Raw genomic sequence first — 25,030 nt, forward strand, 5'->3', positions numbered from 1 at the left:
GTCGGCGCGTCATGACGCGCCGACTCGGCGAGATCTTCTACAGATCCTCCTCATCGCCACCTGAGGCGGTGGCGGCCTCGACCGCCGCGAGGAATCCGTCGGCCCAGGCCTTGGAGTCGTGGTGGCGGACGGTGTCCCACAACCCGCGCATCCGGTCCTTGGCCTCGGCCTCGTCCATGTCGACGGCCTGCAGGAAGACCCGGACCATGTCGGTGACGTCGTGGGGGTTGGTCAGCACCGCGCCGCGCAGCTCGGCGGCCGCGCCGGCGAACTCGGAGAGCACCAGCGTGCCGCTCGTGCCGAGGAGACCGTGGACCGCGGCGTACTCCTTCGCGACCAGGTTGAGGCCGTCGCGCAGCGGGGTGATCCACATGACGTCGGCGTTGGCGTAGTAGGCCAGCAGCTCCTCGAACGGGATCGGCCGGAAGTAGAAGTGCACCGGCATCCAGCCCATCCGGGAGAACCGGCCGTTGATCCGGCCGACCGCCTGCTCGATCTGGTTCTGCAGGGTCTTGTAGACGGTCATCTCGCCGGCCGCGGGCACGCACACGAGCACCAGCGACAGCTCGCCCAGCAACGACGGGTCCTCGAGCAGCGCCCGCTCGAAGGCCTCGAGCTGCTGCAGCACGCCCTTGGTGTAGTCGAGCCGCGAGACCGCCAGCGCGATCCGCTGACCCTCGAACTCGTCCTTCACCCGGGCGATCGAGGCCTGCACCGCCGGGGAGGCAAGCGTCTGCTCGATCCGCGTGGTGTCGACGCTGACCGGGTTGGCGCCCAGGTGGACGCGACGTCCACCGACGTCGATCACCGAGGGCATCGTGTCCAGGCCGAGAGCAAAACCGTACGTCCGGAACCGAGGTGCGGAGTCCTCCGTCTCGACCACCTCGACCGGCGCGACCCCGCGGGCCACGTCGACGAAGTTCTCGACCTGGCGCGGGATGTGGAACGAGATGTAGTCGCACTGCAGCAGCGAGCCGATGATCTCGCGGCGCCACGGCACCACGTTGAACACGTCCGCGCCGGGGAAGTGGGTGTGGTGCAGGAACGCGATCTTCACGTCGGGCCGCATCTCCCGCAGGTAGGCGGGCACCATCCACAGGTTGTAGTCGTGGATCCAGACGATGCCTCCGTACGCCACCTCGGCCGCCGCCTGCTCGGCGAAGGCCCGGTTGACCCGGCAATAGACCTTCCAATCCTCCTCCTTGAACTTCGCCCGCTCCCAGAAGGTGTGCAGCAGCGGCCAGAACGCCTCCTTGGAGAAGCGTTTGTAGAAGACGTCGACGTCCTTCTTCGACAGCGGCAGCCGGGAGGCCACCAGGCCCGGGTAGAGCTTGGGGTCGACGACCGTGTGGGTGGCGAACTTGCCGCGCTTGGGGTCGTCGATGGACCAGGCGACCCAGGATCCGGTGCGCTCGGTGAAGAAGGAGAGCAGTGTCGGGATGATGCCGTTGGGCGACTTCGGCCGTCGGCGCTTGACCTCGCCCTCCTCGATCACCTCGTCGTAGGGGAGCCGGTGGTAGACCATGACGAGGTCGGACTTCCCCGGGTCGTCGGCGTCGTTCTCCGGGTCGTAGATGTGCTCGTCGTCGAGCAGGTTGAAGTGCCTGATCGCCTGCAGGATCCCGCCGGTGCCGGGGGAGGTGGCGTGGAACGTACGCTCCTTGTCGCGGGTCGCGTCCAGCAGCAGATCCTCGGCCTCGCCGACGCAGACACCTGCGAACCCGATGTCGTACATCGACAGGTCGTTGAGGGTATCGCCGGCGACCAGCACGCGGTCCTTGGGGATGCCGAGATGCTCGACGAGCTTCGTCACGGTGTGGCCCTTGTTGATCCCGCCGGGAAGCACGTCGAGGTAGTGGCTGGCGGAGTAGAGCAGGTCGCAGCCGATCTCCGCGACCGACTGAGCCAGGTCGTCGGTGACGGCCTCGGGGTCGCAGAAGTAGGAGACCCGGCGGTCCTGGGGCACGTTCTGCCGCACCAGGCCGGGGCGGTCGCCGACCCTCTCGAGCACGGCGAGCTCACCGGGCCACTTGGCGGCGATCTCCTGCTGGATCGGCTCGACGGCCAGCAGGTCGTGCCCGGTCACGATGGTGGCGCCGACGTCGCAGATGATGAAGTCGGGTGTCGGGATGGTCGGATCGGCGAGCAGTGGCAGCACCGATTCCAGCCCACGTCCGGTGACGAAGGACAGCAGTACGTCCTCGCGGCGGCTCAGCGTCTGGTACAGCTTGACCTTCGCCTCGGGGTCGCCGGCTAGGAAGGTTCCGTCCAGATCGGTCGCTAGCAGCATGCGTGCGTTGGCAGCGGACGTGTCGTTCACAAGTCTCCTCGAGGGTCGCCTGGCCTCGAGGCCGATTCGGCAGCTGGCCCGAGGCTGCGGACCCCTTGGAGGATCCGCGGGTCGACCAACCAGGCTAACAGGGGCGTGTGTCAGGCCGGGAACGGGCATTTGACGGATCATCGAATCCGCGCTGAGCAGAGCCTCTCAGGAGGTCCACAAACTCGTAAGAAATTGGATGCACGTGTTCGATAACTCTGCCGAGGATCCGTCGTTGATGGGGCATGCGGATCCTGCCCGCGGCCTCACGAAGACCGCGGGCGGCCACGGTCCTCGACGTTGATCACGGGGGGCGCCGAGGCTCATGGCCGGCACGCAGATCAGTGCCGCGGGCAGGGTCCACAGCTCGTACAGATCGGTTCTCGATCTTCTTCCTCCCACCATTTCGAGCCTTTCGGCGGGTGGCTGACAGAATGCGCACATGACCGGCAGCACTGCTCCTACGACTAGGCCCAGGGTCCTTTCCGGCATCCAGCCGACGGCGGACTCCTACCACCTCGGCAACTATCTCGGCGCGGTCCGGCAGTGGGTGAGCCTGCAGGAGGAGCACGAGCCGTTCTTCTTCATCGCCGACCTGCACGCGATCACGGTCGAGCAGGACCCGAAGGTGCTCCGCGAGCGTACGCGGCGGGCCGCCGCCCAGCTCTTGGCCGCCGGTGTCGACCCGGAGCGCTCGGCGATCTTCGTCCAGTCCCACCTCCCAGAGCACGCTCAGCTCGGCTGGGTGATGCAGTGCATCACCTCGTTCGGTGAGGCCCGGCGGATGACCCAGTTCAAGGACAAGTCCGCCAAGGGTGGGGAGGGCTCGGCCTCCGTCGGCCTCTTCTCCTACCCGATGCTGATGGCCGCCGACATCCTGCTCTACCGCCCGGCGTACGTCCCGGTCGGCGAGGACCAGCGACAGCACCTTGAGCTGACCCGCGACCTCGCGCAGCGGTTCAACAGCCGTTACAAGAAGACGTTCCGGCTCCCCGAGCCCTACATCCTCAAGGAGGTCGCGAAGATCTACGACCTCCAGGACCCGACGATCAAGATGTCCAAGTCGGCCTCGAGCCCGAGCGGTCTGATCGACATGCTCGACGACCCGAAGGTCTCGGCGAAGAAGATCCGCTCCGCGGTCACCGACTCGGAGATGGAGATCCGCTTCGACGAGGAGGCCAAGCCGGGCGTCTCCAACCTGCTCCGGATCTACTCCGCGCTGACCGGCGCCGACATCGACACCCTGGTCGGCAAGTACGCCGGCAAGGGCTATGGCGACCTGAAGAAGGACCTCGCCGACGTCGTCGTCGACTACGTCACCCCGTTCCGGGAGAAGACCTTCGAGGTCCTCGAGGACCGGGCGTACCTCGACGGCATCCTGCAGCAGGGTGCGGAGAAGGCAGGCGTGGTCGCCCGCAAGACTCTGGCCGACGTCTACGAGCGGGTTGGCCTTGTGGCCCCCGCGTCGCCGCTCGGCTAGTAAGGTCGGCGCATGCGCACCATCGGTGTTGCCATCGCTATCCCGGAGCCATGGGCAAGTCAGCTCCAGGACTACCGGACGTCTCTCGGGGACGCGACGGCGACCATGATCCCGACGCACATCACTCTTGTGCCACCGACGGAGATCCACGACGACCTGCTGCCCGACGTCGAGAGCCATCTCGAGTCGGCGGCCTCGAGGGTCGCGCCGTTCAGCGTGCATCTGCGCGGCACCGGCACCTTCCGGCCGGTCTCGCCGGTGGTGTTCGTGGCGGTGGTTCAGGGCATCTCGGGCTGCGAACAGCTGGCCAACGCGGTCCGGCAGGGTCCGCTCGACCAGAAGCTGACGTTTCCCTATCACCCGCATGTCACGATCGCTCATGACCTTCCCGACGCTAGCCTCGACAAGGCTTTCGGTGAGTTGGCCGACTTCGAGTGCAAATGGTCGGTCGAGGAGTTCCACCTCTATGTCCACGACGACACGGATGGCTGGCGCCCGACGCGGGAGTTCGCGCTGAGAGCAGCACTGACCGGTTGAGGCGGGCTCGGGTCCGCCCACGAACGATGGATGGGGACCTCGGGATGAAGGACAAGGTCAAGGCAAAGATCGCCGAGCTGCGGGAACGCTTCCCGCTGCTGGACCGCGTGATTCGCACGCAGGAGCACTACGGCGAGGTGGGTGCCGCCCAGCAGGCCGGTGCGATCACCTACTTCGGCTTCTTGTCGACCTTCCCGATCCTCGCGCTCGCGTTCTTCGCCGTCGGCCAGATCGCCAAGGTCTATCCCGGAGCCGAGAGCGACCTCGTCGAGGCGATCGACCAGGTCCTGCCCGGGCTGGTCGGCGACGGCGCGGGACAGCTGAAGATCGCCGACATCGAGAGCGCGGCCAACACGGTCGGGATCATCGGTGTCATCGGTCTGCTCTACGCCGGCCTCGGTTTCATCGATGGCCTGCGCAAGTCGCTCGAGGCGGTCTTCCTGGTGCCCGACGAGGAACAGCCGGGGTTCCTGGCAGCCAAGGCCCGTGACCTGGTCGCACTCATCGGGCTCGGCCTGATCCTGCTGGTCGCGGTGGCGTTCACCGGCATCGTACGCACCTTCTCGGTCAACGTCCTGGACTGGATCGGCCTCGACGACGGCTTCGGCTGGCTGATCGTCCTCCTGACCCTGGTGCTCGGCCTCGCGGCCAACACGGTGCTCTTCTTCGCGATGTTCCACCTGGCTCCCCAGAACGGCACCTCGAAGCGCCCCCTGTGGGCCGGCGCCCTCCTCGGCGCCATCGGCTTCGAGATCCTCAAGCAGGCTTCGACCCTGCTGCTCGAGGCCACCCAGGGCCAGCCGGCCTTCCAGGCCTTCGGCATCGCCCTCATCCTGATCGTCTGGATCCACTACACCTCGATGGTGATCCTGTACGCCGCCTGCTACGCCCATGTGGGGGCGACGCCTGCCGATCGTCGGGACGACACCAGCGGATGAGAGAGTCGTACTCATGAAGCTCGAGAAGACTGACGGCGCGCTCCTCCTGGTCATCGGGGTCTGGACGATCGCGATCTGGACCAACTTCGGCCGCAACCTCGTCAAGACCGCCAAGGACCCGGAGCAGACCCGTCCGAAGCCCTACTACATCGCCCACGCGGTGCTCGTGGTCGTCGACGTCCTTCTCGGCGGCCTGCTGATCAAGCTGGGCGTGCAGCGGCTGCTGACCAGGGGATAGCCCTCAGGAGGACTCGGCCGTGTCGAGGTGGTCGACCAGCTCGGTGAGCTGGTCGCGCAGCGCGAGCGCCTCGTCACGGGTGATCCCCATCGAGGCGCCGAGCTGCTGGGGGACACCGGAGACCTGCTCCTCCAGGGCCCGGCCGTCCTCGGTCAGGCTGACCAGCACCCGGCGCTCGTCGCCGGGGTCGCGGTCGCGCCGCACCAGGCCGGCGCCCTCGAGCCGCTTGAGCAGCGGTGTCAGGGTGCCGGAGTCGAGCCGCAGCCGCTGGCCGAGAGACGTCACCGAGAGCGGCTCGTCGCTCTCCCAGAGCACCAGCATCACCAGATACTGCGGATAGGTCAGCCCGGTCCCCTTGAGCAGCGTCACGTAGCGCTTCGTGACGGCTCGGGTCGCTGCGTACAGCGGGAAACAGAGCTGCAGGTCGAGCGCGAGCTGCGGATAGGTACGTCCGGACACATCGATCAGTCTACTCCCTTGCGCTATTGAGTTGTGCGCAATATAGTTGTGCACATGACACCTCTCTACACAGCCACCGCAGTCAGCACCGGCGACGCCCGCAACGGTCACGTCCAGTCCACCGACGGTCTCATCGACGCCGACGTCCGCGTCCCCAAGGAGATGGGCGGCGAGGGCGGCGCGACCAACCCCGAGCAGCTCTTCGCCGCCGGGTACGCGGCCTGCTTCCACTCAGCGCTCAAGCTGGTCGCAGGCAAGGCCAAGGTCGACATGACCGACTCCGAGGTCGTCGCCGACGTGAGCATCGGCAACAACGGCGAGGGCGGCTTCGGCCTCGCCGTGCAGCTCGAGGTGACCATCCCCGGAGCCGACGCCGCGACCGCTCAACAGCTCGCCGAGCAGGCCCACCAGGTCTGCCCGTACTCCAACGCCACCCGCGGCAACATCGAGGTCAAGCTCACCGTCGCCTGATCCCCCGGTAGCGATACGACGGGACGTTCTTGTCCATTACCGACTGGTAATCCGACAAGAACGTCCCGTCGTATCCGTTGGTGGGCCAGTTATCCACAGGGGTCGGGAATGCGGGTGCGATGCCGGGCGCACCTGGCACACCCTGCCTTCATGACTTCTCGGGCCACTCACTTTCGGCCGGCGCCTCATGGGGACCGGGCGCTCGGGCTCGTCGCGCCGGTGCGCGTGGATCCGGCGGGGGAGAGGGGACCGACGCCCAGGCAGGTGCGAGGGAGCGCCTGGCGTCGGACGGGACCTGGTCTGTACGTCCCTGCTCACGTCGACTCCACCCGACCTCAGCAGCGGGTGCTGGAGGCGGCAGCGGGAATACCCGAGGGTCATATCACCGGCTGGGCGGCCTTCGCCTGGGCGGGAGCGCGCTGGTTCGACGGGCTCGACGGGAACGGCAACGCGAGGCCGGTGCCGATCGTCATCGCCAACCATCGCTATCGAGACCGGCCGGGGATCCGGCTCACGGCGGAGCGGTTGCCGCTGAGCCAGTGGTACGTCCTCGATGGCGTCTGCGGAACTCATCCGCTCCGGTCGGCGGCCTACGAAGCGCGCCACGCGGCGACGCTTTCGCGCGCGGTGGTCGCACTCGACATGGCGCTGCAGACCGACCGGGTATCGATCGCCGAGCTGGTCGAGCACGCCAGCACGTTGAATGGCTGGTACGGAGTCGAACAGCTCCGCCTGGCCATCGGGCTCGCCGACGAGAACAGCTGGTCACCGATGGAACCCGAGATGCGCCTGCACTGGCAGCTCGACCTCGGGCTGCCGCATCCGCTGTGCAACCACCCGATCTTCGACCTCGCCGGAAACCACATCGGCACACCGGATCTGCTCGATGCCGAAGCCGGGGTCGTCGGAGAGTACGACGGTGGCCTCCACCTCGCCGGCGAGCGCCGCGCGAGCGACATCCAGCGGGAGAGCCTCTTCCGCAGCGCGGGCCTGGAGTACGTCACCATGACAGCTGTCGACCGGCGTGACCCGAGCCGGTTCTTGCGGCGTACGACGGAAGCGCGTGAACGTGCCCTGCGCTTCAAGCCGGAGCGTCGATGGACGGTCGACCCACCGGCGTGGTGGACGCCCACGGTCACGGTCGAGCAGCGCCGCTCACTGACCGCGGCGGACCGGAAGCGCCTCCTGAACCACCGAGCCGCCTGATCAAGCCGGCGGTTACGACGGGACGTTCTTGTCGCTCTACCCGTGGGTAACCGACAAGAACGTCCCGTCGTAACCATGAAAGCGCGAAGGGCCGCCCCCACACGGGAGGGCGGCCCTTCGATGGAGACCAGACGGTCAGCCGAGGATCATCGACTTGCGCAGGTCCTTGTTGAGCTGCGAGATCACGTCGAGCGGGATCTCCTTGGGGCACGCGGCGGCGCACTCGCCGATGTTGGTACAGCCACCGAAGCCCTCGGCGTCGTGCTGGCCGACCATGGACTGCACGCGGGAGTAGCGCTCCGGCTGGCCCTGCGGCAGCTCACCGAGGTGGGTGATCTTCGCGCCGAGGAACAGCGAGGCGGAGCCGTTGGGGCAGGCGGCGACGCACGCGCCGCAGCCGATGCAGGTGGCGGTGTTGAACGCCCGCATGGCCTTGTCGCGCGGTGCCGGCACCGAGTTGGCCTCGGGGGCCGAGCCGGTGTTGGCCGAGATGTAGCCGCCGTTCTGGATGATCCGGTCGAACGCGGAGCGGTCGACGATCAGGTCCTTGACGATCGGGAACGACGCGGCGCGCCACGGCTCGATGGTGATCGTGTCGCCGTCCTTGAACGAGCGCATGTGCAGCTGGCAGGTCGTGGTGACCTCCGGGCCGTGCGCCTCGCCGTTGATCATCAGCGAGCACATGCCGCAGATGCCCTCGCGACAGTCGGAGTCGAACGCGACCGGCTCCTCGTCGTTGTGCAGGAGCTGCTCGTTGAGCAGGTCGAGCATCTCGAGGAACGACATGTCCGAGGAGACCCCGTCCAGCTCGTACGTCTTGAGCGCACCCTTCTCGGACGCGTCGGCCTGCCGCCAGATCTTGAGGGTGAGCTTCACTTGTACGACCTCTGCTTCATCTCGATGGCGGTGTAGATCAGGTCCTCCTTGTGGAGGATCGGGGCGCCGTCCTCGCCACCGAACTCCCAGGCCGCGACGTAGGCGAACTCGTCGTCGTGACGCAGCGCCTCGCCGTCCTCGGTCTGCGACTCGCCTCGGAAGTGGCCGCCGCAGGACTCGCGCCGGTTGAGCGCGTCGATGCACATGAGCTCACCGAGCTCGATGAAGTCGGCGACGCGGCCGGCCTTCTCGAGGTCCTGGTTGAGGGAGTCGGCCGAACCGAGGACCTTGACGTTGGTCCAGAACTCCTTCTTGAGCTCGCGGATCAGGCTGATGGCCTTCTTGAGGCCCTCCTGGGTCCGCTCCATGCCGCAGTACTCCCACATGATCAGGCCGAGCTCCTTGTGGATCGACTCGACCGAGCGGGTGCCGTTGATCGACATGAACTTGTCGATTCGCTCCTGGACCGACTGCTTCGCCTCGACGACCGCCGGGTGGTCCTCGGAGATGGCCTCGAACGGGCCGTCGGCGAGGTAGTCGCGGATGGTGTTCGGGAGCACGAAGTAGCCGTCGGCCAGACCCTGCATCAGCGCCGAGGCGCCGAGGCGGTTCGCGCCGTGGTCGGAGAAGTTGGCCTCGCCGGTGCAGTACAGACCCTCGATGTTGGTCGAGAGCTCGTAGTCGACCCACAGACCGCCCATGACGTAGTGCACGGCGGGGTAGATGCGCATCGGCAGCTCGTAGGGGTTCTCACCCGTGATCCGCTCGTACATGTCGAGGAGGTTGTCGTACTTCTCCTCGATCGCGGCCTTGCCGAGGCGCTCGATCGCGGCACCCAGGTCGAGGTAGACGCCGCGGCGGAACTTCTTCACCGTGCCGTCGGGCTGGGTCTCGTCGACCTCGGGACCGACACCGCGGCCCTCGTCGCACATGTACTTCGCGGCGCGCGAGGCGATGTCGCGGGGGACCAGGTTCCCGAAGGACGGGTAGATCCGCTCCAGGAAGTAGTCGCGGTCCTCCTCGGGGATCTCGCGCGGGTCCTTGGCGCAGTCCTCGGCCTTCTTGGGCACCCAGATACGGCCGTCGTTACGCAGCGACTCCGACATCAGGGTCAGCTTCGACTGGTGGGCGCCGGTGACCGGGATGCAGGTCGGGTGGATCTGCGTGTAGCAGGGGTTGGCCATGTAGGCGCCCTTGCGGTGCGCACGCCACGTGGCGGTGACGTTGGACCCCATCGCGTTGGTCGAGAGGTAGAAGACGTTGCCGTAGCCACCGGTGGCGAGCACGACCACGTCGGCCAGGTGGGTCTCGATCTCGCCGGTGACCATGTCACGGGCGATGATGCCGCGGGCCTTGCCGTCGGCGACGATCAGCTCGAGCATCTCGTGACGCGTGAACTGCTCCACCGTGCCGGCCGCGACCTGGCGCTCCATGGCCTGGTAGGCGCCGATGAGGAGCTGCTGCCCCGTCTGGCCGCGGGCGTAGAACGTACGCGACACCTGCACGCCACCGAAGGAGCGGTTGTCGAGCAGACCGCCGTACTCGCGGGCGAAGGGGACACCCTGGGCCACGCACTGGTCGATGATGTTCACCGACTCCTCGGCGAGCCGGTAGACGTTGGACTCGCGGGCGCGGTAGTCGCCGCCCTTGACCGTGTCGTAGAAGAGGCGGTAGATCGAGTCGCCGTCGCCCTTGTAGTTCTTGGCGGCGTTGATGCCGCCCTGGGCGGCGATCGAGTGGGCCCGACGCGGGGAGTCCTGGTAGCAGAACGACTTCACGTGGTAGCCGGCCTCGCCGAGCGTGGCGGCAGCGGCGCCGCCGGCCAGGCCGGTGCCGACGATGATGATCGACAGCTTGCGGCGGTTGGCCGGGTTGACCAGGCGGTTCTCGAACTTGCGGATCTTCCAGCGCTCGTCGATCGGGCCGGTCGGCGCCTTCGGGTCGACGAGCTTGTCGCCGAGCACGTAGTAGCCCGCGGCGTCGTCGGATTTCTGGACCGGGGCCTCGTTGGTCGGGGTGAGGCCGGGCAGGTAGTGGGTTCCAGCAGCCATGTGTGTCAGATGTCCTTACGAGATGACGCCGAAGACGGTGAACAGGGGGACCAGCGAGAAGCCGCCGGCGACGACGATCGCGACGACCCAGCCGGCGACGCGGGCCCTGGCACGCGACTCAGCGGTGTTGGTGAACCCGAGCGTCTGGAGGGCGCTGAAGGTGCCGTGGTGCAGGTGGAATCCGAGCGCGAGCATCGCGAACAGGTAGATCGCGACCATCCACCACTGCTCCGGCAGGAAGGAGTTCACCAGGAGGCGGTAGGGGTTCTCGGTGATGTCTGGGGCCTGTCCGCCCGCGCCCACGTTGATCTTCGCGATGGTGAAGTGGAGCAGGTGCCAGATGATGAAGACGAGCAGGGTCACGCCGCCCCAGCGCATGGTGCGCGAGGAGAGCGACGAAGCCTTGTTCTTCTTCACCGCGTACTTGACGGGGCGCTGCGCGTGAGCGCGCATCGAGAGCGCCACCGCCGCACCGACGTGTGCCACCAGTGAGCCCAGGAGCACCACGCGGAGGATCCAGAGGAGGCCGCCGTACGGCAGCATCGGCTCCCCGAACGTACGCAGGTGCTCGGCGTACTCGTTGTAGGCAAGCTCGCCGCTGAAGGCTTTGAGGTTGCCGTACATGTGCAGGAGCACAAACAGGATGAAGACGATGCCGCTGGCCGCCATAAGGAGCTTCAGGGCGATCGTCGAGCGCGTCGACCGCGCGCCTTTGATCAGAGTCGTGGTTGCCACGGCACGCACGCTACTACTCCCGATACCTGAACTTGTACGCAGGGAGTATGTGACCTTCGCAGGCCGGTGCGGTCGGATGTGGTTACTGGCTAGTAGCCCAGATGTGGGTTAGGCAAGCCTAACAGTGGGGCCGACATTCTCGGGCGCAGATGCGCGAGATCGTGAGGATCGGACGTCGTTCAGTGTGACCAGGCGGGTCAAGAGCTCGTCGACCGCATCGGTCCACGGACGGGTCGCGACCAGCTCCCGGCCGCGGTCGCCGAGCAGGTGCCGCCGGGGGTCGGAGACCACCGAGGCGACCGCGTCCGCGAGCTCGCGGGCGCGGGCCGGGTTGTAGAGCAACCCCGTCTCCATGTGCTGGACGATCTCGGCGGCCGCGCCGGAGCGCGGGGCGATCACCGGGAGGGCGCTGGCCGCGGCCTCACGCAGGATGTGGCCACATCCCTCCTCCTCGCCGGGGTGGACGAGAACGTCGAGCGAGGCCAGCGCGATGGCCAGGTCGCCGGTGCCCAGCGGACCGGTCAGCTTCGCCTGCGGGACCCGCTGCTTCAGCCATCCGCGCTGGGGTCCGTCGCCGATGATGACGAGGCGGATCCCGGGCACCGCGGTGAGCTCGGTGAGGCGGCGTACCCCATGGCTCTTGGCGAGGTTGCCGGCGTAGCCGACCACGACCAGCGGGGTGGGGCGGGACTTCGCCCTGGACCAGCGGCGGTGGAGCCAGTCGTCGCGCAGACTGGGCGAGAAGGCGGCCGTGTCGACCCCCGGCTCCCACACCTCGGCGCCGACGTCGATCGCCGCGAGCATGCGACGCAGGTACTCGCTTGTGACAAAGATCTCATCGGCGTACGCGGCGATCGAGGTGCTCCAGGTGAGCGCCGCCTTCGGGGAGAGCGGGGACTGCTGGACGACCAGCGTGGTCGCGGCGGCCGCAGTCGGGGACGACAGTGCCCTGCGGCCCAGGCGGCCCGGGTCGAAGGTGACCACGACGTCCGGCTCGAAGGACTCCAGGGCGCTGCGTACCTGGCGGCCGGTCTTGGCGATCGGCGAGACGCGGACGACCCTGCTGTTGCGGTAGACCGGGAGTCCGGGGCCGGGCGCGATGAACCGCACCTCGTGGCCCGACTCGATCATGCGGTCGGCGATGGCCTTCACCGTGGTTGTGACACCATCGATGGTAGGAAAGAAGCTCTCGGTGACCAGCGCCATCTTCATAGGACCAGCGTCCTGCCCGGGGGTGGCGAGAGCGCGACGTGTGCGTTGACCTGGGATGAACCATCGGCACGACCAGTAGACGACCAGCGTGATGAGGACAATCAGTGGCGGTACCCAGACGGGGCTGGACGCTTTCGGCAGCAGCGCTCGCGGTGGCTGGGGTCATGGGGCTGGCGGGCTGTGGTCGGGCGCCGACCCAGCAGCCGTCGGGCGAGCACGTCTCTGAGCAGCCCTCGACCGCGACACCGGCCTTCGAGATGCCGGTCGAGAAGCCCAACCTGCTGATGATCACCGTCGACGACCTCTCCTCCCTCGACATGGACTACCTGCCGAGCGTGCAGCGCCTGGTCGGCGAGAGCGGGGTGACCTTCACCGACGCGGTCGCGCCGACGCCGATCTGCGTACCGGCCCGCGCCTCGCTGCTCTCGGGGCAGTACGCCCACAACCACGGTGCCCACACCATCCACGGTCCCGAGGGCGGCTATCCGTCCTTCGACGACTCCGAGACCCTGGCCACCTCGTTGCAGGAGGCGGGCTACTCGACGGTGTTCACCGGGAAGTACCTCAACGAGTACGGCGAGGCAGGGACCGAGCGGGACCTGCCTCCGGGCTGGGACGAGTGGCGCGCGACGGTCGACCCGTCGACCTACAACTATCTGGGCGCGAAGTTCAACGTCAACGGGCGCCTGGTGAAGCCGAAGGGATACTCGACCACCGTCATCACCCAGCAGGCGAAGGCGGCGCTGAAGGACGCCAGGAAGAAGGCCGGGGCTGGGGAGAAGCCGTGGTTCCAGTGGGTGAACTACGTGGCGCCACACATCGGCGGGCCGACGGAGAAGGGCGACCCCAAGCAGCGTTTCCCTGGCACCAAGGGTGCGATTGGCGTGCCGGTGCCGGACGAGCAGGATCGGGACAAGTACGCCGACGAGCCGATCCCGCGGCAGCCCAACCTGTTCCCGGAGGCGCGCAAGAACTTCCCGAAGGGGTCCCCGTCGCGGAAGAACCCCTCGCAGATCGAGAAGGACGCCTACCGGCTCTCCTATCAGCGGCGGATCGAGTCGGCGCGCAGCCTGGACCGCAACATCGCCTCCCTCCTCGGTGGGCTGAAGAAGAGCGGCGACCTGGCCCGCACGCTGGTCGTGTTCACCTCCGACAACGGCTTCTCGACCGGCTACCACAACTTCAACGGCAAGCTCTGGTACTACGAGGAGTCGCTGCGGATCCCGGTGCTGATGAGCGGGCCCGGGGTGCCGAAGGGGCGCGAGGTCGGGACCACACTCACCAACCCGGACATCGCCACGACGCTGCTCGCGGCGGCCGGGGCCGAGGACCCGCACGAGCCCGACGGCATCGACATCCTGCCGTGGCTGCGCGCGCCCGAGCAGACGCGCGTCGTCCCGATCGAGGCGTGGCCGACCGCCGACGGCACCTCGCGGCTCTGGTCCGGAGTGCGGGTGGGGCGATGGACCTACGTCGAGCTGACCACCGGTGAGGTCGAGCTCTACGACCGCACCAACGATCCGTACGAGATGAAGAATCTCGCCGACGACCCGGGCCACGCCGCGACGGTCTCGCGCCTGGCCGACCTGACCGAGAAGTATCGCGACTGTGCCGGCGACGACTGCCCCAAGAAGATGTACGCCGCGAATGGACCGCTTGATCTGGCAGGACTCTGACGGGTTAAAGTAGACTAAATAACTCGTATTACTTTGGAGTGTTTGGTCATGCCGGTCGGCAACTTGTTCACCCGTCGCAAGCGCGCTGCTGTCGCGACGATGGCGATGAGCGCCCTCGCCGTGACCGGCCTGGTGCACGAGCCGGCCGCCGTGGCGGCGAGCCCGACGCGTACGCCTGCTCTGGAGCGGCCCGCGGAGAAGCCGAACCTGCTGATGGTCACGGTCGACGACCTCTCCTACCTCGACATGGACTACCTGCCGCAGGTGCGGAAGCTGGTCGAGCGGACCGGGGTCTCCTTCTCCGAGGGGATCGCGCCGACGCCGATCTGCGTGCCGGCGCGGGCCTCGCTGCTGACCGGTCAGTACGCCCACAACCACGGTGCGCGAACGATCGAGGGGCCGCACGGCGGCTATGCGGCCTTCGACGACTCCTCGACGGTCGCGACGTCGCTGCAGGACGCGGGCTACTCGACGATCCTGGCGGGCAAGTACCTCAACGGCTACGGCGAGGGTTCGAGCCGCGGCGACGTGCCGCCCGGCTGGGACCAGTGGCGCGCGACCGTGGACCCCTCGACGTACAACTTCCGCTCGCCGAAGTTCAACGTCAACGGCGAGATCATCAAGTCGAAGGGCTACTCCTCGACCGTCATCACGGAGCACGCGAAGGCGGGGATCGCGGCCGAGCGCGGGTCGGGGAAGCCCTGGTTCACCTGGGTCAACTACGTCGCGCCGCACCACGGCGGGCCCTCGGGGCCCGATGACCCGAAGAAGATCTATCCGGGGACGGACGCCGCGCTGTCGGTGACCGTGCCCGACACCCAGGACCGCGGGTCCTATGCCAACGTGCAGATCCCGGCGCGTCCCAACCTCTTTCCCGAGGACACCTCCGGCTATGCGAAGGGATCGCCCGGGCGTGGGAAGTTCAATCCGCGGAAGAAGGACGCGCTCCGGATCGCCTACCAGCGCCGTCTCGAGGCCATCCGCAGCCTGGACCGCAACATCGCCTCGCTCCTGGGTGGGCTGAAGAAGAGCGGCGAGCTGAAGCGGACGCTGGTCGTCTTCACCTCCGACAACGGCTTCTCGAACGGCTATCACAACCTCAACGGCAAGCTGTGGCACTACGACGAGTCGCTGCGGATCCCGGTGCTGATGAGCGGGCCCGAAGTGCCGCGTGGCCGAACCGTGCGGACCCCGGTCACCAACCCGGACCTTGCCGCGACGCTGCTGGGGGCGGCCGGTGCGAAGGCACCGCGGCCGTCCGACGGGATCGACATCATGCCGTGGCTGAACGCGCCCGAGCAGGTGCGCGCGATCCCTGTCGCCGGCTGGCGGGTCACCGATGGGAGCCGGCAGCTGTGGTCCGGCGTCCGGGTCGGCTCCTGGACCTACGCCCGCCTGCACACCGGCCAGGTCGAGGTCTACGACCGCTCCTCGGACCCCTTTGAGCAGCACAACCTCGCCGCTGACCCGTCGGTCGCGGAGACCGTCAAGGCGCTCGCGCAGCTCGCCGATCGCTACGCAGACTGCGCCGCCTCGACCTGCCCGAAGGACCTGTACGCCGCCGGGCGGGCGCTCGATCTGGAGGGGCTGTGACCAGCGCGGCCACCCGGGTCGGTGATCTGGAGCGCGAGACCGCGCGGACGCGGCTCGTCGAGGCGTACGCCGCGGGGCGGATCGACGCGCCCGAGCTCGAGTCGCGCGCCGAGGCGGTGTGGAGTGCGGCCCGGGTCGCCGACCTCGCCGCGGTGGTCGATGACCTGGGCGAGGATCCCGCCCCGCCCGGCGCGGCAGACTCTCGCTTCGTACGAGATCTTCTGGTGTTCCTGACCTGCGGCGCGATCGCCGTCCTGGCCTGGCACCTCACGGGCCCTGGGTTCTTCTGGCCGGTCTGGGTGCTGGTCTACACGGGCCTGCCGCTGCTGCGATTCCTGATCCCTAGGAGCGCTGCGCACAACTGGCGTGCCCCACGCTCCTAGGGTTCGGGCGGCCTTCGTGGGATAACTGGACCATGGGGGTCTCGGGGGAATCTCGTGCGGACGACGAGTGGGAGTGTGAACGCCTGCGTCTGCAGCTGGAGAGTCAGCGGCGGATGCAGGACGGGGTGCTCACCCATGCTCAGCTGGTGGCTGCTGGTGTGACGCGTGCGGATCTGGCGCGGATGCGGCGGCGCAAGGAGCTGCGGCGGGTGCATCCGCGTGTCTATGTCGACCACACCGGTCCGCTCAACTGGCATCAGCGAGCATGGGCGGCAGTTCTCTATGCCGCGCCCGCCTATCTGTACGGCCCGAGCGCGGAACCCCCGCGGGCCGAACAGTTCGCGCGACCGGGCTTCGTCCCGGATCCGATCCATGTTGCGATCGATCAGTCGCGCCGGGTCAAGGCGCAGCCGGGCATCGTGATCCACCGGCTCACCAACCTCGAGAGCCATGCCTATGGCGGCACCCCGCCGCGCCTGAAGCTCGAGGACAATGCGTTGGCGATGGCACACGAGGCACGCTCGAAGATCGACGCGGTGGCGTGTCTTGCACAGGTCGCCGGGCGGTCGTACGTCACTGCGGCGTCCCTGCGGGCGGCGCTTGGTCGATTCCCGTCGCTGCGCCGGCGCGCGTGGATCGGCGCGATCGTCGATGACCTGGAGTCCGGGAGCCACTCGGTCCTCGAGCACGGCTACCTCACCAAGGTCGAGCGCGCGCACGGGCTCCCGCCGGCCGAGCGGCAGTCGCCGCGCGCGCCACCGAGCGGCAGCCAGTTCCGTGACGTCGAACATGCGGCGTATGGCCTCGTGGTCGAGCTCGACGGTGCACTTGGTCACGACGCGTGGCGTGATCAGGCGCGGGACGCCGACCGTGCCCTCGACGATCTCGCCGCGTCGGGAACGGTCACGGCTCGGCTTCGCTGGCATCAGGTGTTCGACACTCCGTGTCGCACGGCCGAGGCTGTGGCGCAGATTCTCAGAACCCGCGGCTGGGCGGGGGCCCCGGCTGCGTGCTCGGGCGACTGCCCAGTTGCCGCTGACCCTAGGAGCGAAGATCATGCCACGGGTGACTGGCGCTCCTGAGGTTGTTCGGTGAGCGTGGCGGCCGGGACGCTGCCCGACTCGATCTCCCGCGCCAGCTCCCTGATGCGTACGCCGCTGGCGGTCCAGCTGCCGGCGCGCTCCTCATGGATGGGGGTGAAGCTGCGCCGTACCTCGACGGTCCAGTGCCGGCCGAAGACGATCCGCGCGCCGATGGCGAAGGGGAGGATCGCGAGCCGACGGCCCGATCGGGACCTCGAGCCCGCCGAGACTCAACCGGCGTGACTTCCGCCGCCACGGGACCCGGCGCCGGGGACCTGTCTCAGTTAGCGGTTGTAAACCTCACACTTTGTGGTCACCGCCACTTCAGCGGCCTAAGGTTCGACCCATGAACGACGCCGCTCGCGACGACTCGTTGCGCCTTGCCCAGCCGGCGGATGCCCATTCCCAGGCAGAGTGGGAGGCGGCGACCGCTGCCGTCCTCCGCAAGAGCGGTCGGCTGACGGCCGACGACGCAGACTCGCTCGTCTGGGACAAGCTGACGCGCACTTCCCTCGACGGACTCCGGATCGCCCCGCTCGGCCTGCCGGACACGTCCTTCGACGACGCGGCGCGCCCCACGCGCGCCGGCGCCTGGGACATCCGCTCGCTCGTCTCCGGGCTGTCCGGGGTGGACGCCAAGGCGGCCAACGAGGCTGCCCTGGTCGACCTGGACGGCGGAGTCTCCTCGCTGTGGGTGGCCGCCGACGAGACCACCGACCTCGCGGTGCTCCTCGACAAGGTGCTCCTCGACCTTGCCCCGGTCGTGCTCGACGCGCCGATAGGTGCGGTCAAGGTCGCTCAGAACCTGCTGGCGCTGATCGCCGAGCGTGGCACCGGGCTGCACGCTGCGACCAACCTGGGCGCCGACCCGATGGGCGCGCTGCTGCGCGACCTGCCGCTGGCGCCCGACGAGGCCTTCGCCGAGCTGGTCGACCTCGCCCGCCTGGCCCAGGGGATCGGCGTGCGCGCGATCGTGGTCGATGCCACGGCCGCGCATGACCTGGGCGCCTCCGACGCCCAGGAGCTCGGCTGGTCGATCGCGGTCGGCGTCGCCTACCTGCGCGCGCTGACCGAGGCGGGATTCTCGCCCGCGGTAGCGGGGAGTCTCATCGAGTTCCGGTTCGCGGCCACCGACGAGCAGTTCCCGACGATCGCCAAGCTGCGGGCCGCCCGCCAGCTGTGGGCACGCGTCCTCGAGCTCTCCGGCGCCGAGGGCGTGGAGATGCGCATCCACGCGGTCAGCTCGCGGCCGATGCTGTCGAAGTACGACCCCTACGTGAACATGCTGCGCGGCACCGTCGCCGCCTTCGCCGCCGGTGTCGGCGGCGCGGACGCGGTGACCGTGCTGCCCTTCGACTCCGCCAACGGCGTGCCGGACGGGTTCGGGCGCCGGATCGCTCGCAACGTGTCCCACCTGCTGATCGACGAGTCCCACGTCGCGGCCGTCGCCGACCCCGCCGGTGGCTCCTTCGCGGTCGAGCAGCTGACCGCCGACATGGCCGAGGCCGGCTGGGAGGCGTTCATCCAGCTCGAGGAGGAGTGGACCGGGGCGAATGCCGTGGGAGGCCACGACTTCTCGCCCTTCCGCGACCGGATCGCCGCGGTCTCGGCCGAGCGGGAGAAGGCGATCGCGCGGCGCAGGCGCCCGATCACCGGGCTCACCGAGTTCCCCAACCTCGCCGAGACGCTCCCCGAGCGGCCGGTCGACCCGCTGAACGAGCGGGTGGTGCGCTACGGCGCCTCCTTCGAGGCCCTGCGCGACACTCCCGCCGCCACCAAGGTCTTCCTCGCCACCATCGGCACGGTCGCCCAGCACACCGCCCGGGCGACCTTCGCGACCAACCTCCTCGCCGCCGGTGGCATCGGCGTCGAGGTCGCGGGTGCGACCGCGGATGCCGAGGAGCTGACCGGGAAGTACCGTGCTGCCGGCGCGCCGCCGGTCGTCTGCCTGGCCGGCTCCGACAAGACGTACGCCGAGTGGGGCGCGGCCGCGATCGCAGCCCTCCGCGAGGCTGGCGCCACGCACGTGATCATCGCCGGGAAGCCCGACGCCGTCGACGCCGAGGTGGACGACGCCGCCTCGATGGGCGTCGACGCGCTCGCCTTCCTGACCGCTACGAGGGAGAAGCTGGCATGAGCATTCCTGATTCCTTCAAGGAGTTCTCGCTGAACGACGGTGTTGATCTCGACACGCCTCCGCCTAGCGGCTCCGGCGGCTCGATCAGCGACGGGGAGCCGTGGCTGAGCCCCGAGGGCATCGAGATCCAGCCCACGTACGGGCCTGCGGATCTCGAGGGTCTCGACGCGCTCGACACCTTCCCGGGCCTGAGCCCGTTCCTGCGTGGGCCCTACCCGACGATGTACACGACCCAGCCGTGGACGATCCGGCAGTACGCCGGGTTCTCGACCGCGGAGGAGTCCAACGCGTTCTACCGGCGCAACCTCGCCGCCGGCCAGAAGGGTCTGAGCGTCGCCTTCGACCTGGCCACCCACCGTGGCTACGACTCCGACCACCCGCGCGTGCGCGGCGACGTCGGCATGGCGGGCGTCGCGATCGACTCGATCTACGACACCAGGACGCTGTTCGACGGCATCCCGCTGGACCAGATGTCGGTCTCGATGACGATGAACGGTGCGGTGCTGCCGGTGCTGGCGCTCTACATCGTGGCCGCTGAGGAGCAGGGGGTCCCGCCCGAGAAGCTGGCCGGGACCATCCAGAACGACATCCTCAAGGAGTTCATGGTCCGAAACACCTACATCTACCCGCCGGCGGCGTCGATGCGGATCATCGGCGACATCTTCTCCTACACCGCCGCGAAGATGCCCCGGTTCAACTCGATCTCGATCTCCGGCTACCACATGCAGGAGGCCGGGGCGACCGCCGATCTCGAGCTCGCCTACACGCTGGCCGACGGTGTCGAATACCTGCGCACGGGCCTGGCCGCAGGCCTCGACGTGGACGCCTTCGCGCCGCGGCTCAGCTTCTTCTGGGCGATCGGGATGAACTTCTTCATGGAGGTCGCCAAGATGCGCGCGGCCCGGGCGCTCTGGTCCCGGCTCGTGAGCCAGTTCGACCCGACGAACCCCAAGTCGCTGTCCCTGCGGACGCACTCGCAGACCTCCGGCTGGTCGCTGACCGCCCAGGACGTCTTCAACAACGTCGGCCGCACCGCGATCGAGGCGATGGCCGCGACCCAGGGGCACACCCAGTCGCTGCACACCAACGCCCTGGACGAGGCCATCGCGCTGCCGACCGACTTCTCGGCCCGGATCGCCCGCAACACCCAGCTGCTGCTGCAGCAGGAGAGCGGCACCACCGAGATCATCGACCCGTGGGGCGGCTCCTACTACGTGGAGCGTCTGACGCACGACCTGGCCGAGCGCGCCTGGGCCCACATCCAGGAGGCCGAGGCGGCCGGCGGGATGGCCAAGGCGATCGAGCAGGGCATCCCGAAGATGCGCATCGAGGAGGCGGCCGCCCGCACCCAGGCGCGCCTCGACTCCGGTGCCCAGAAGCTGATCGGCGTCAACACCTTCCGGCTCCCCTCCGAGGACCCGCTCGACGTGCTCAAGGTCGACAACGACCAGGTCTACAAGCAGCAGGTCGCCAAGCTGGAGCGGCTGCGCGCGGAACGCGACGACGAGGACGTACGCCGGGCCCTGGAGGCCATCACCAACGCGGCCGGTTCGACGAGCAAGCCCAGGGGCACCGGCAACCTGGACGGCAACCTGCTCAAGCTGGCCGTCGACGCGGCCCGTGCGAAGGCGACCGTCGGGGAGATCTCCGACGCGATGGAGAAGGCATGGGGGCGACACCAGGCCGTCATCCGTACCATCTCCGGTGTGTACCGGGACGAGGCGACGACGTCGGGGGACTCCAAGGTGACCGAGGTGCTGAAGGCGACCAAGGAGTTCGAGGAGGCGGAGGGCCGCCGCCCGCGCATCCTGGTCGCGAAGATGGGCCAGGACGGCCACGACCGTGGCCAGAAGGTCGTGGTCTCGGCCTTCGCCGACCTCGGCTTCGACGTCGACGTAGGCCCGCTGTTCTCCACGCCCGAAGAGGTCGCGCAGCAGGCGGTCGACGCCGACGTACACATCGTCGGAGTCTCCTCGCTTGCCGCCGGTCACCTCACGCTGCTCCCCGCACTGAAGGCGGCGCTGGAGGAGCAGGGGCGCCCGGACATCATGATCGTCATCGGCGGGGTCATCCCGCCCGACGACGTCGCCACGCTCGAGCAGATGGGCGCTGCTGCGGTCTTCCTGCCGGGGACGGTCATCGCCGACTCCGCCCTCGACCTGCTCGCCCGCCTGCGGGAACAGCTCGATCACTGACCCTCCGGGGTATGTCCTCGCCGGAGGCGTAGGGCTCGTCTAGCCTCAGAGCTGTGACGGACCTACGCCCCGGGCGGGCATCCGGGGACGGGCTGGTGAGGGTCGGCTCCTACGAGCTCCTCAGCAGGCTCGGCGAGGGCGGCATGGGTGTCGTCCATCTCGCCCGCCACGAGGAGACCGGCGAGCGGGTGGCGCTGAAGGTGCTGCGTACGCACGTCGTGGGGGACGAGGAGACCCGCGCCCGGCTGGAGCGCGAGGTGCGGTCGCTGCGGCAGGTGCGCAGCCCGTGGATCGCGGAGATCGTCGACGCCGACCCCTATGCCGACCTCCCGTACGTCGCGACCCGCTATGTGCCCGGGCCGACGCTGCACGACCGGATCAAGGACGACGGGCCGGTCCTCGGCGAGGACCGTTTCTGGATGGCGCGCTGCCTGGCCGGCGGTGTCGCGGCCTGCCACGACGCCGGCGTGCTGCACCGCGACGTGAAGCCCTCCAACGTGGTGATGGAGGGGCGTACGCCGGTGCTCATCGACTTCGGGCTGGCCCGGGTCGCCGACGACCCCAAGATCACCCTCACCGGGTGGCTGGTCGGGACGCCGGGCTACCTCGCCCCGGAGATCCTGGAGGGGACGCCCGCGTCGCCGGCCAGCGACGTGCACTCCTGGGCGGCCACGACCGCCTATGCGCTGCTGGGCCGGCCGCCGTTCGGGACCGGGCCGTCGATGGCCGTCCTGGATCGCGTACGCCGCGGCCAGCACGATCTCGACGGGATCGACGGGTCGATGCGGGATGTCCTGGCGGCCGCACTGGCGACGGATCCCGCGGACCGGCCCGGCCTCGAGGAGCTGCGCGAGTGGCTGATGGAGCCCGAGGTGCCGTGGTCGGGGGCGGATGCCTCCGCGGTCACCGCCGTGCTGCCGGTGACGCTGCCGCTGGCTGCCGCACCGGCGGAAGCAGAGCAGCCGAAGCCGACGCTGGTCGACCCGGGCGCCGCCGGCGACGCCGTCACGGAGGTCGCGCCGCCCGAGGTGGAGGAGGTGTCGCCGACCGCGGTGACCGCCGCCGACGCGCCGGTCGAGCCCGTGGTGGTGCGCCGGTTCGACCCGCAGGCGCCGGTGCCCGAGCCAGGCTGGAGCCCGCCCAGCAAGCACGCCAACCTCAAGCGCTGGCCCGGTCCGATGCACTTCCTGATCCTGGTCGCGCTCGCCGCGATCCTGGCCGGGGTCGTCGCGGCGTACCCGTTCCTGGGCGCGGCCCTGCTCGGCCTCGGTGTCTGGCTGCTGCGGGCAGGGTCGCTGGCCGCGGACCAGCTGTCGAAGCGCCGCGAAGCGCGCGGACGGAAGTGGTACGACGGGCCCTGGGCGCTCATCCGATCCCCGTGGGACCTGGTCCGTGCCGTCCCCGGCACGGCGGCGCTGACCGCGCTGACTGGCGTGATCGCAGCCGCTGTCGCGGTCGGCTGCCTGGCCCTGGGGCTGCCGCCGACCGTGGTGCTCTACGCCGCCGCGGTGACCTTCATGTCCGCCGCCTGGCTCGCCTCGCAACGAGTCCGCGACACCGTGGGCCCGGTCGCCCGCGCGGCTTCTTCGCCCTCCCAGCGATGGGTCGTCGCCGTCGTCGGCCTGGTGATCATCGCCGCCGCCCTCGCCTGGCACGTGACCCAGGTGGGCATCTCCTGGGTGCCGCTGGACGACCCCCGGTCGAGCCGGCTCCCCGACGTCCTCCGCGAGCTCCTGGGGCTCTGACGGTGATCACCACGAATGGCGGTGTACCACCCGAAATCACGGTGGTACACTTTTGGGTATGCCGACTTCCCGACCGCGTCATCAGGTGACCGAGACCGACGAACTGGCTGCTGCTCTCGAAGCGGCGGAGCGGCGTTGGCCCGGGAAGTCCCGCAGCGCCCTGATCGCGGCCCTTGCCGAAGAGGGTGCGAAGGCCCTCGAACGGGACGAGGCTGATCAGCTTGCTGCGCGGCGCCGACTGGTCGAAGCCAACGCCGGGGGTTTTGAGTTCGGTGAGGGCTACCTCGACGAGCTGCGCGAAGACTGGCCGGCGTGATCGTTCTCGATGCGAGCGTGCTGATCGCGTACCTCGACAAGACCGACATCCACCACGTCCAGGCGTTGAACGTCCTCTCCACGACGGAGCGTTATCGGATCCACACCTTGACGCTCGCCGAGGTGCTGGTGCGCCCGACGCGGGATGGGCGAGCGGGCGAGGTGATCGAGAAGGTGGAGGCCGTCGGAATCCGTGAGCTCGACCGCGTGCAGGACGAAGCGCGAAGAGTGGCGGACCTGTGCGTGGCCACGCCGCTCAAGATGCCGGACTGCTGCGTCCTGATGGCTGCCGATGCCCATGCGGCCTCGCTCGCGAGCTTCGACGTACGTCTTCGAGACGTTGCACGGAGCAGAGGGCTTCACGTCATTCCGTGAGGATTGGCTAAGGTGCTGGCCATGCCAGGGCCCGACGTACAAGACCTTCTCGACGGCATCAGCGACGGCAAGCGGGCGGCGGTGTCACGGGCGATCACCTTGGTCGAGTCGACCAAGCCCCAGCACCGCGACATCGCGCGCGAGCTGCTCACCAAGCTCCCCGCGGGTGACACCGTGCGGGTCGGGATCTCCGGGGTGCCGGGGGTCGGCAAGTCGACGTTCATCGAGGCGCTCGGCAGCCGGCTGACCGCCAACGGCCTCAAGGTCGGGGTGCTGGCGGTCGACCCGTCCTCGGTACGCACCGGCGGCTCCGTCCTGGGCGACAAGACGCGCATGCAGCGGCTCTCGGTGGACCCCAACGCCTTCATCCGGCCGTCCCCGTCCGCCGGGACGCTCGGCGGGGTCGCCAGGGCCACCGTGCAGGCGATGGCGGTGCTCGAGGCGGCCGGCTACGACGTGGTGCTGGTCGAGACGGTGGGTGTCGGGCAGTCCGAGGTGACCGTGGCGGGAATGGTGGACACCTTCCTGTTCCTCACCATCGCGCGCACCGGCGACCAGCTGCAGGGGATCAAGAAGGGCATCCTGGAGATCTCCGACGTGATCGCGGTCAACAAGGCCGACCCCGACGACCCCCACCGCGCCCAGGAGGCGCGCGCGGCCGCCCGTGAGCTCGCCGGTGCGCTCCGGCTGGTGCGCTCCCGCGAGGAGTGGGCGCCGCCGGTGGTCACCGCCTCGGCGCTCCACGACGACGGGGTCGACTCGGTCTGGGAGCAGGTGATGGCCCACCGCGCCCACCTCGGTCAGGACGGGCTGCGCACCAAGCGCGCCGAGCAGCAGCTCGACTTCACCTGGGCCCTCGTCCGCGACGAGCTCGACCAGCGGCTCAAGCACTCCGCCGGCGTCAAGGCGATCCGTGACGAGGTGCGTGCCGAGGTGCTCTCCGGGGAGCTTCCGGCGACCGTGGCCGCGGACAGGATCCTGGCCGCCTACGACAAGGATTAGTCTGGCC

At 68.9% G+C, this 25,030-nt stretch carries 23 protein-coding genes; 17 read left to right on the plus strand and 6 right to left on the minus strand.

Annotated features, from left to right (window positions below; genetic code table 11):
- Positions 1–37: 37 nt before the first annotated feature.
- Positions 38–2,320 carry a glucosylglycerol-phosphate synthase gene (gene ggpS, locus ABZ796_RS13600; protein WP_357337479.1) on the minus strand — a complete coding sequence of 761 codons (2,283 nt, stop codon included), beginning with the start codon at positions 2,318–2,320 and terminating at the stop codon, positions 38–40.
- A 439-nt stretch (positions 2,321–2,759) separates the two neighbouring features.
- Here ggpS and trpS point away from each other — a divergent pair, with 439 nt between their 5' ends.
- From trpS to ABZ796_RS13620, 4 genes are read left to right on the plus strand one after another with little or no spacing between them, the layout of a single operon-like run.
- Entirely contained in the window at positions 2,760–3,797 is a 1,038-nt protein-coding gene (gene trpS / locus ABZ796_RS13605) for a tryptophan--tRNA ligase (protein ID WP_357337480.1), read from the plus strand.
- 12 nt (positions 3,798–3,809) lie between these two features.
- Positions 3,810–4,334 (plus strand): 2'-5' RNA ligase family protein, encoded by a 525-nt coding sequence (locus ABZ796_RS13610; RefSeq protein WP_357337482.1) that lies wholly within the window; start codon positions 3,810–3,812, stop codon positions 4,332–4,334.
- 44 nt (positions 4,335–4,378) lie between these two features.
- The gene (locus ABZ796_RS13615) at positions 4,379–5,272 is read left to right on the plus strand and encodes a YihY/virulence factor BrkB family protein (RefSeq protein ID WP_357337483.1); all 894 of its coding nucleotides are present in this window, start codon (positions 4,379–4,381) and stop codon (positions 5,270–5,272) included.
- A gap of 13 nt (positions 5,273–5,285) precedes the next feature.
- Positions 5,286–5,510 carry an SCO4848 family membrane protein gene (locus ABZ796_RS13620; RefSeq protein ID WP_091052819.1) on the plus strand — a complete coding sequence of 75 codons (225 nt, stop codon included), beginning with the start codon at positions 5,286–5,288 and terminating at the stop codon, positions 5,508–5,510.
- A 3-nt stretch (positions 5,511–5,513) separates the two neighbouring features.
- Here the strand turns inward: ABZ796_RS13620 and ABZ796_RS13625 are convergent, their stop codons facing one another.
- Complete coding sequence (locus tag ABZ796_RS13625) at positions 5,514–5,969, minus strand: MarR family transcriptional regulator (RefSeq protein WP_357337485.1); 456 nt, start codon at positions 5,967–5,969, stop codon at positions 5,514–5,516.
- 54 nt (positions 5,970–6,023) lie between these two features.
- Here ABZ796_RS13625 and ABZ796_RS13630 point away from each other — a divergent pair, with 54 nt between their 5' ends.
- Together ABZ796_RS13630 and ABZ796_RS13635 are read left to right on the plus strand one after the other, a co-directional pair.
- Positions 6,024–6,440, plus strand: a complete 417-nt coding sequence (locus ABZ796_RS13630) for an organic hydroperoxide resistance protein (RefSeq protein WP_357337486.1) — start codon at positions 6,024–6,026, stop codon at positions 6,438–6,440.
- A 150-nt stretch (positions 6,441–6,590) separates the two neighbouring features.
- A complete protein-coding gene (locus ABZ796_RS13635; RefSeq protein WP_357337487.1) occupies positions 6,591–7,646 on the plus strand; it encodes a hypothetical protein in 1,056 nt (351 codons plus the stop codon).
- A gap of 135 nt (positions 7,647–7,781) precedes the next feature.
- Here ABZ796_RS13635 and ABZ796_RS13640 read toward each other — a convergent pair whose 3' ends face one another.
- From ABZ796_RS13640 to ABZ796_RS13655, 4 genes are all read right to left on the minus strand, one after another.
- On the minus strand, positions 7,782–8,522 hold the full coding sequence (locus tag ABZ796_RS13640; RefSeq protein WP_357337488.1) for a succinate dehydrogenase/fumarate reductase iron-sulfur subunit: 741 nt from the start codon (positions 8,520–8,522) through the stop codon (positions 7,782–7,784).
- Positions 8,519–10,573 carry a fumarate reductase/succinate dehydrogenase flavoprotein subunit gene (locus tag ABZ796_RS13645; RefSeq protein ID WP_357337490.1) on the minus strand — a complete coding sequence of 685 codons (2,055 nt, stop codon included), beginning with the start codon at positions 10,571–10,573 and terminating at the stop codon, positions 8,519–8,521. Before ABZ796_RS13645 ends, ABZ796_RS13640 begins: the two co-directional genes overlap by 4 nt.
- Before the next feature lie 15 nt (positions 10,574–10,588).
- Positions 10,589–11,308: a succinate dehydrogenase cytochrome b subunit gene (locus ABZ796_RS13650; protein ID WP_357337491.1), complete on the minus strand. Its 720-nt coding sequence runs from the start codon at positions 11,306–11,308 to the stop codon at positions 10,589–10,591.
- 108 nt (positions 11,309–11,416) lie between these two features.
- Positions 11,417–12,520, minus strand: a complete 1,104-nt coding sequence (locus ABZ796_RS13655; RefSeq protein ID WP_357337492.1) for a glycosyltransferase — start codon at positions 12,518–12,520, stop codon at positions 11,417–11,419.
- A 104-nt stretch (positions 12,521–12,624) separates the two neighbouring features.
- Here ABZ796_RS13655 and ABZ796_RS13660 point away from each other — a divergent pair, with 104 nt between their 5' ends.
- From ABZ796_RS13660 to meaB, 11 genes are all read left to right on the plus strand, one after another.
- Entirely contained in the window at positions 12,625–14,196 is a 1,572-nt protein-coding gene (locus ABZ796_RS13660) for a sulfatase (RefSeq protein ID WP_357337493.1), read from the plus strand.
- Between the two features lie 48 nt (positions 14,197–14,244).
- Positions 14,245–15,789, plus strand: coding sequence for a sulfatase-like hydrolase/transferase (locus tag ABZ796_RS13665; RefSeq protein WP_357337494.1), 1,545 nt, complete (start codon positions 14,245–14,247; stop codon positions 15,787–15,789).
- Complete coding sequence (locus tag ABZ796_RS13670; protein WP_357337496.1) at positions 15,786–16,172, plus strand: DUF1707 domain-containing protein; 387 nt, start codon at positions 15,786–15,788, stop codon at positions 16,170–16,172. Before ABZ796_RS13665 ends, ABZ796_RS13670 begins: the two co-directional genes overlap by 4 nt.
- Positions 16,173–16,285: 113 nt before the next feature.
- Positions 16,286–17,254 (plus strand): hypothetical protein, encoded by a 969-nt coding sequence (locus ABZ796_RS13675; RefSeq protein ID WP_357337498.1) that lies wholly within the window; start codon positions 16,286–16,288, stop codon positions 17,252–17,254.
- Positions 17,255–17,263: 9 nt separating this feature from the next.
- Entirely contained in the window at positions 17,264–17,497 is a 234-nt protein-coding gene (locus ABZ796_RS13680) for a hypothetical protein (protein WP_357337499.1), read from the plus strand.
- Between the two features lie 103 nt (positions 17,498–17,600).
- On the plus strand, positions 17,601–19,391 hold the full coding sequence (locus ABZ796_RS13685; RefSeq protein ID WP_357337501.1) for a methylmalonyl-CoA mutase family protein: 1,791 nt from the start codon (positions 17,601–17,603) through the stop codon (positions 19,389–19,391).
- The gene (gene scpA / locus ABZ796_RS13690; protein WP_357337502.1) at positions 19,388–21,586 is read left to right on the plus strand and encodes a methylmalonyl-CoA mutase; all 2,199 of its coding nucleotides are present in this window, start codon (positions 19,388–19,390) and stop codon (positions 21,584–21,586) included. The genes ABZ796_RS13685 and scpA overlap by 4 nt, the downstream gene beginning before the upstream one ends.
- Positions 21,587–21,639: 53 nt before the next feature.
- On the plus strand, positions 21,640–23,331 hold the full coding sequence (locus tag ABZ796_RS13695; protein WP_357337503.1) for a serine/threonine-protein kinase: 1,692 nt from the start codon (positions 21,640–21,642) through the stop codon (positions 23,329–23,331).
- Between the two features lie 85 nt (positions 23,332–23,416).
- Complete coding sequence (locus ABZ796_RS13700) at positions 23,417–23,647, plus strand: hypothetical protein (protein WP_357337504.1); 231 nt, start codon at positions 23,417–23,419, stop codon at positions 23,645–23,647.
- Positions 23,644–24,021, plus strand: a complete 378-nt coding sequence (locus ABZ796_RS13705; RefSeq protein ID WP_357337505.1) for a PIN domain-containing protein — start codon at positions 23,644–23,646, stop codon at positions 24,019–24,021. Before ABZ796_RS13700 ends, ABZ796_RS13705 begins: the two co-directional genes overlap by 4 nt.
- A 21-nt stretch (positions 24,022–24,042) precedes the next feature.
- On the plus strand, positions 24,043–25,023 hold the full coding sequence (gene meaB / locus ABZ796_RS13710; protein ID WP_160025227.1) for a methylmalonyl Co-A mutase-associated GTPase MeaB: 981 nt from the start codon (positions 24,043–24,045) through the stop codon (positions 25,021–25,023).
- Positions 25,024–25,030 lie beyond the last annotated feature (7 nt).

The sequence above is a fragment of the Nocardioides sp. NPDC047086 genome, from assembly GCF_040643685.1.
Taxonomy (GTDB): domain Bacteria; phylum Actinomycetota; class Actinomycetes; order Propionibacteriales; family Nocardioidaceae; genus Nocardioides.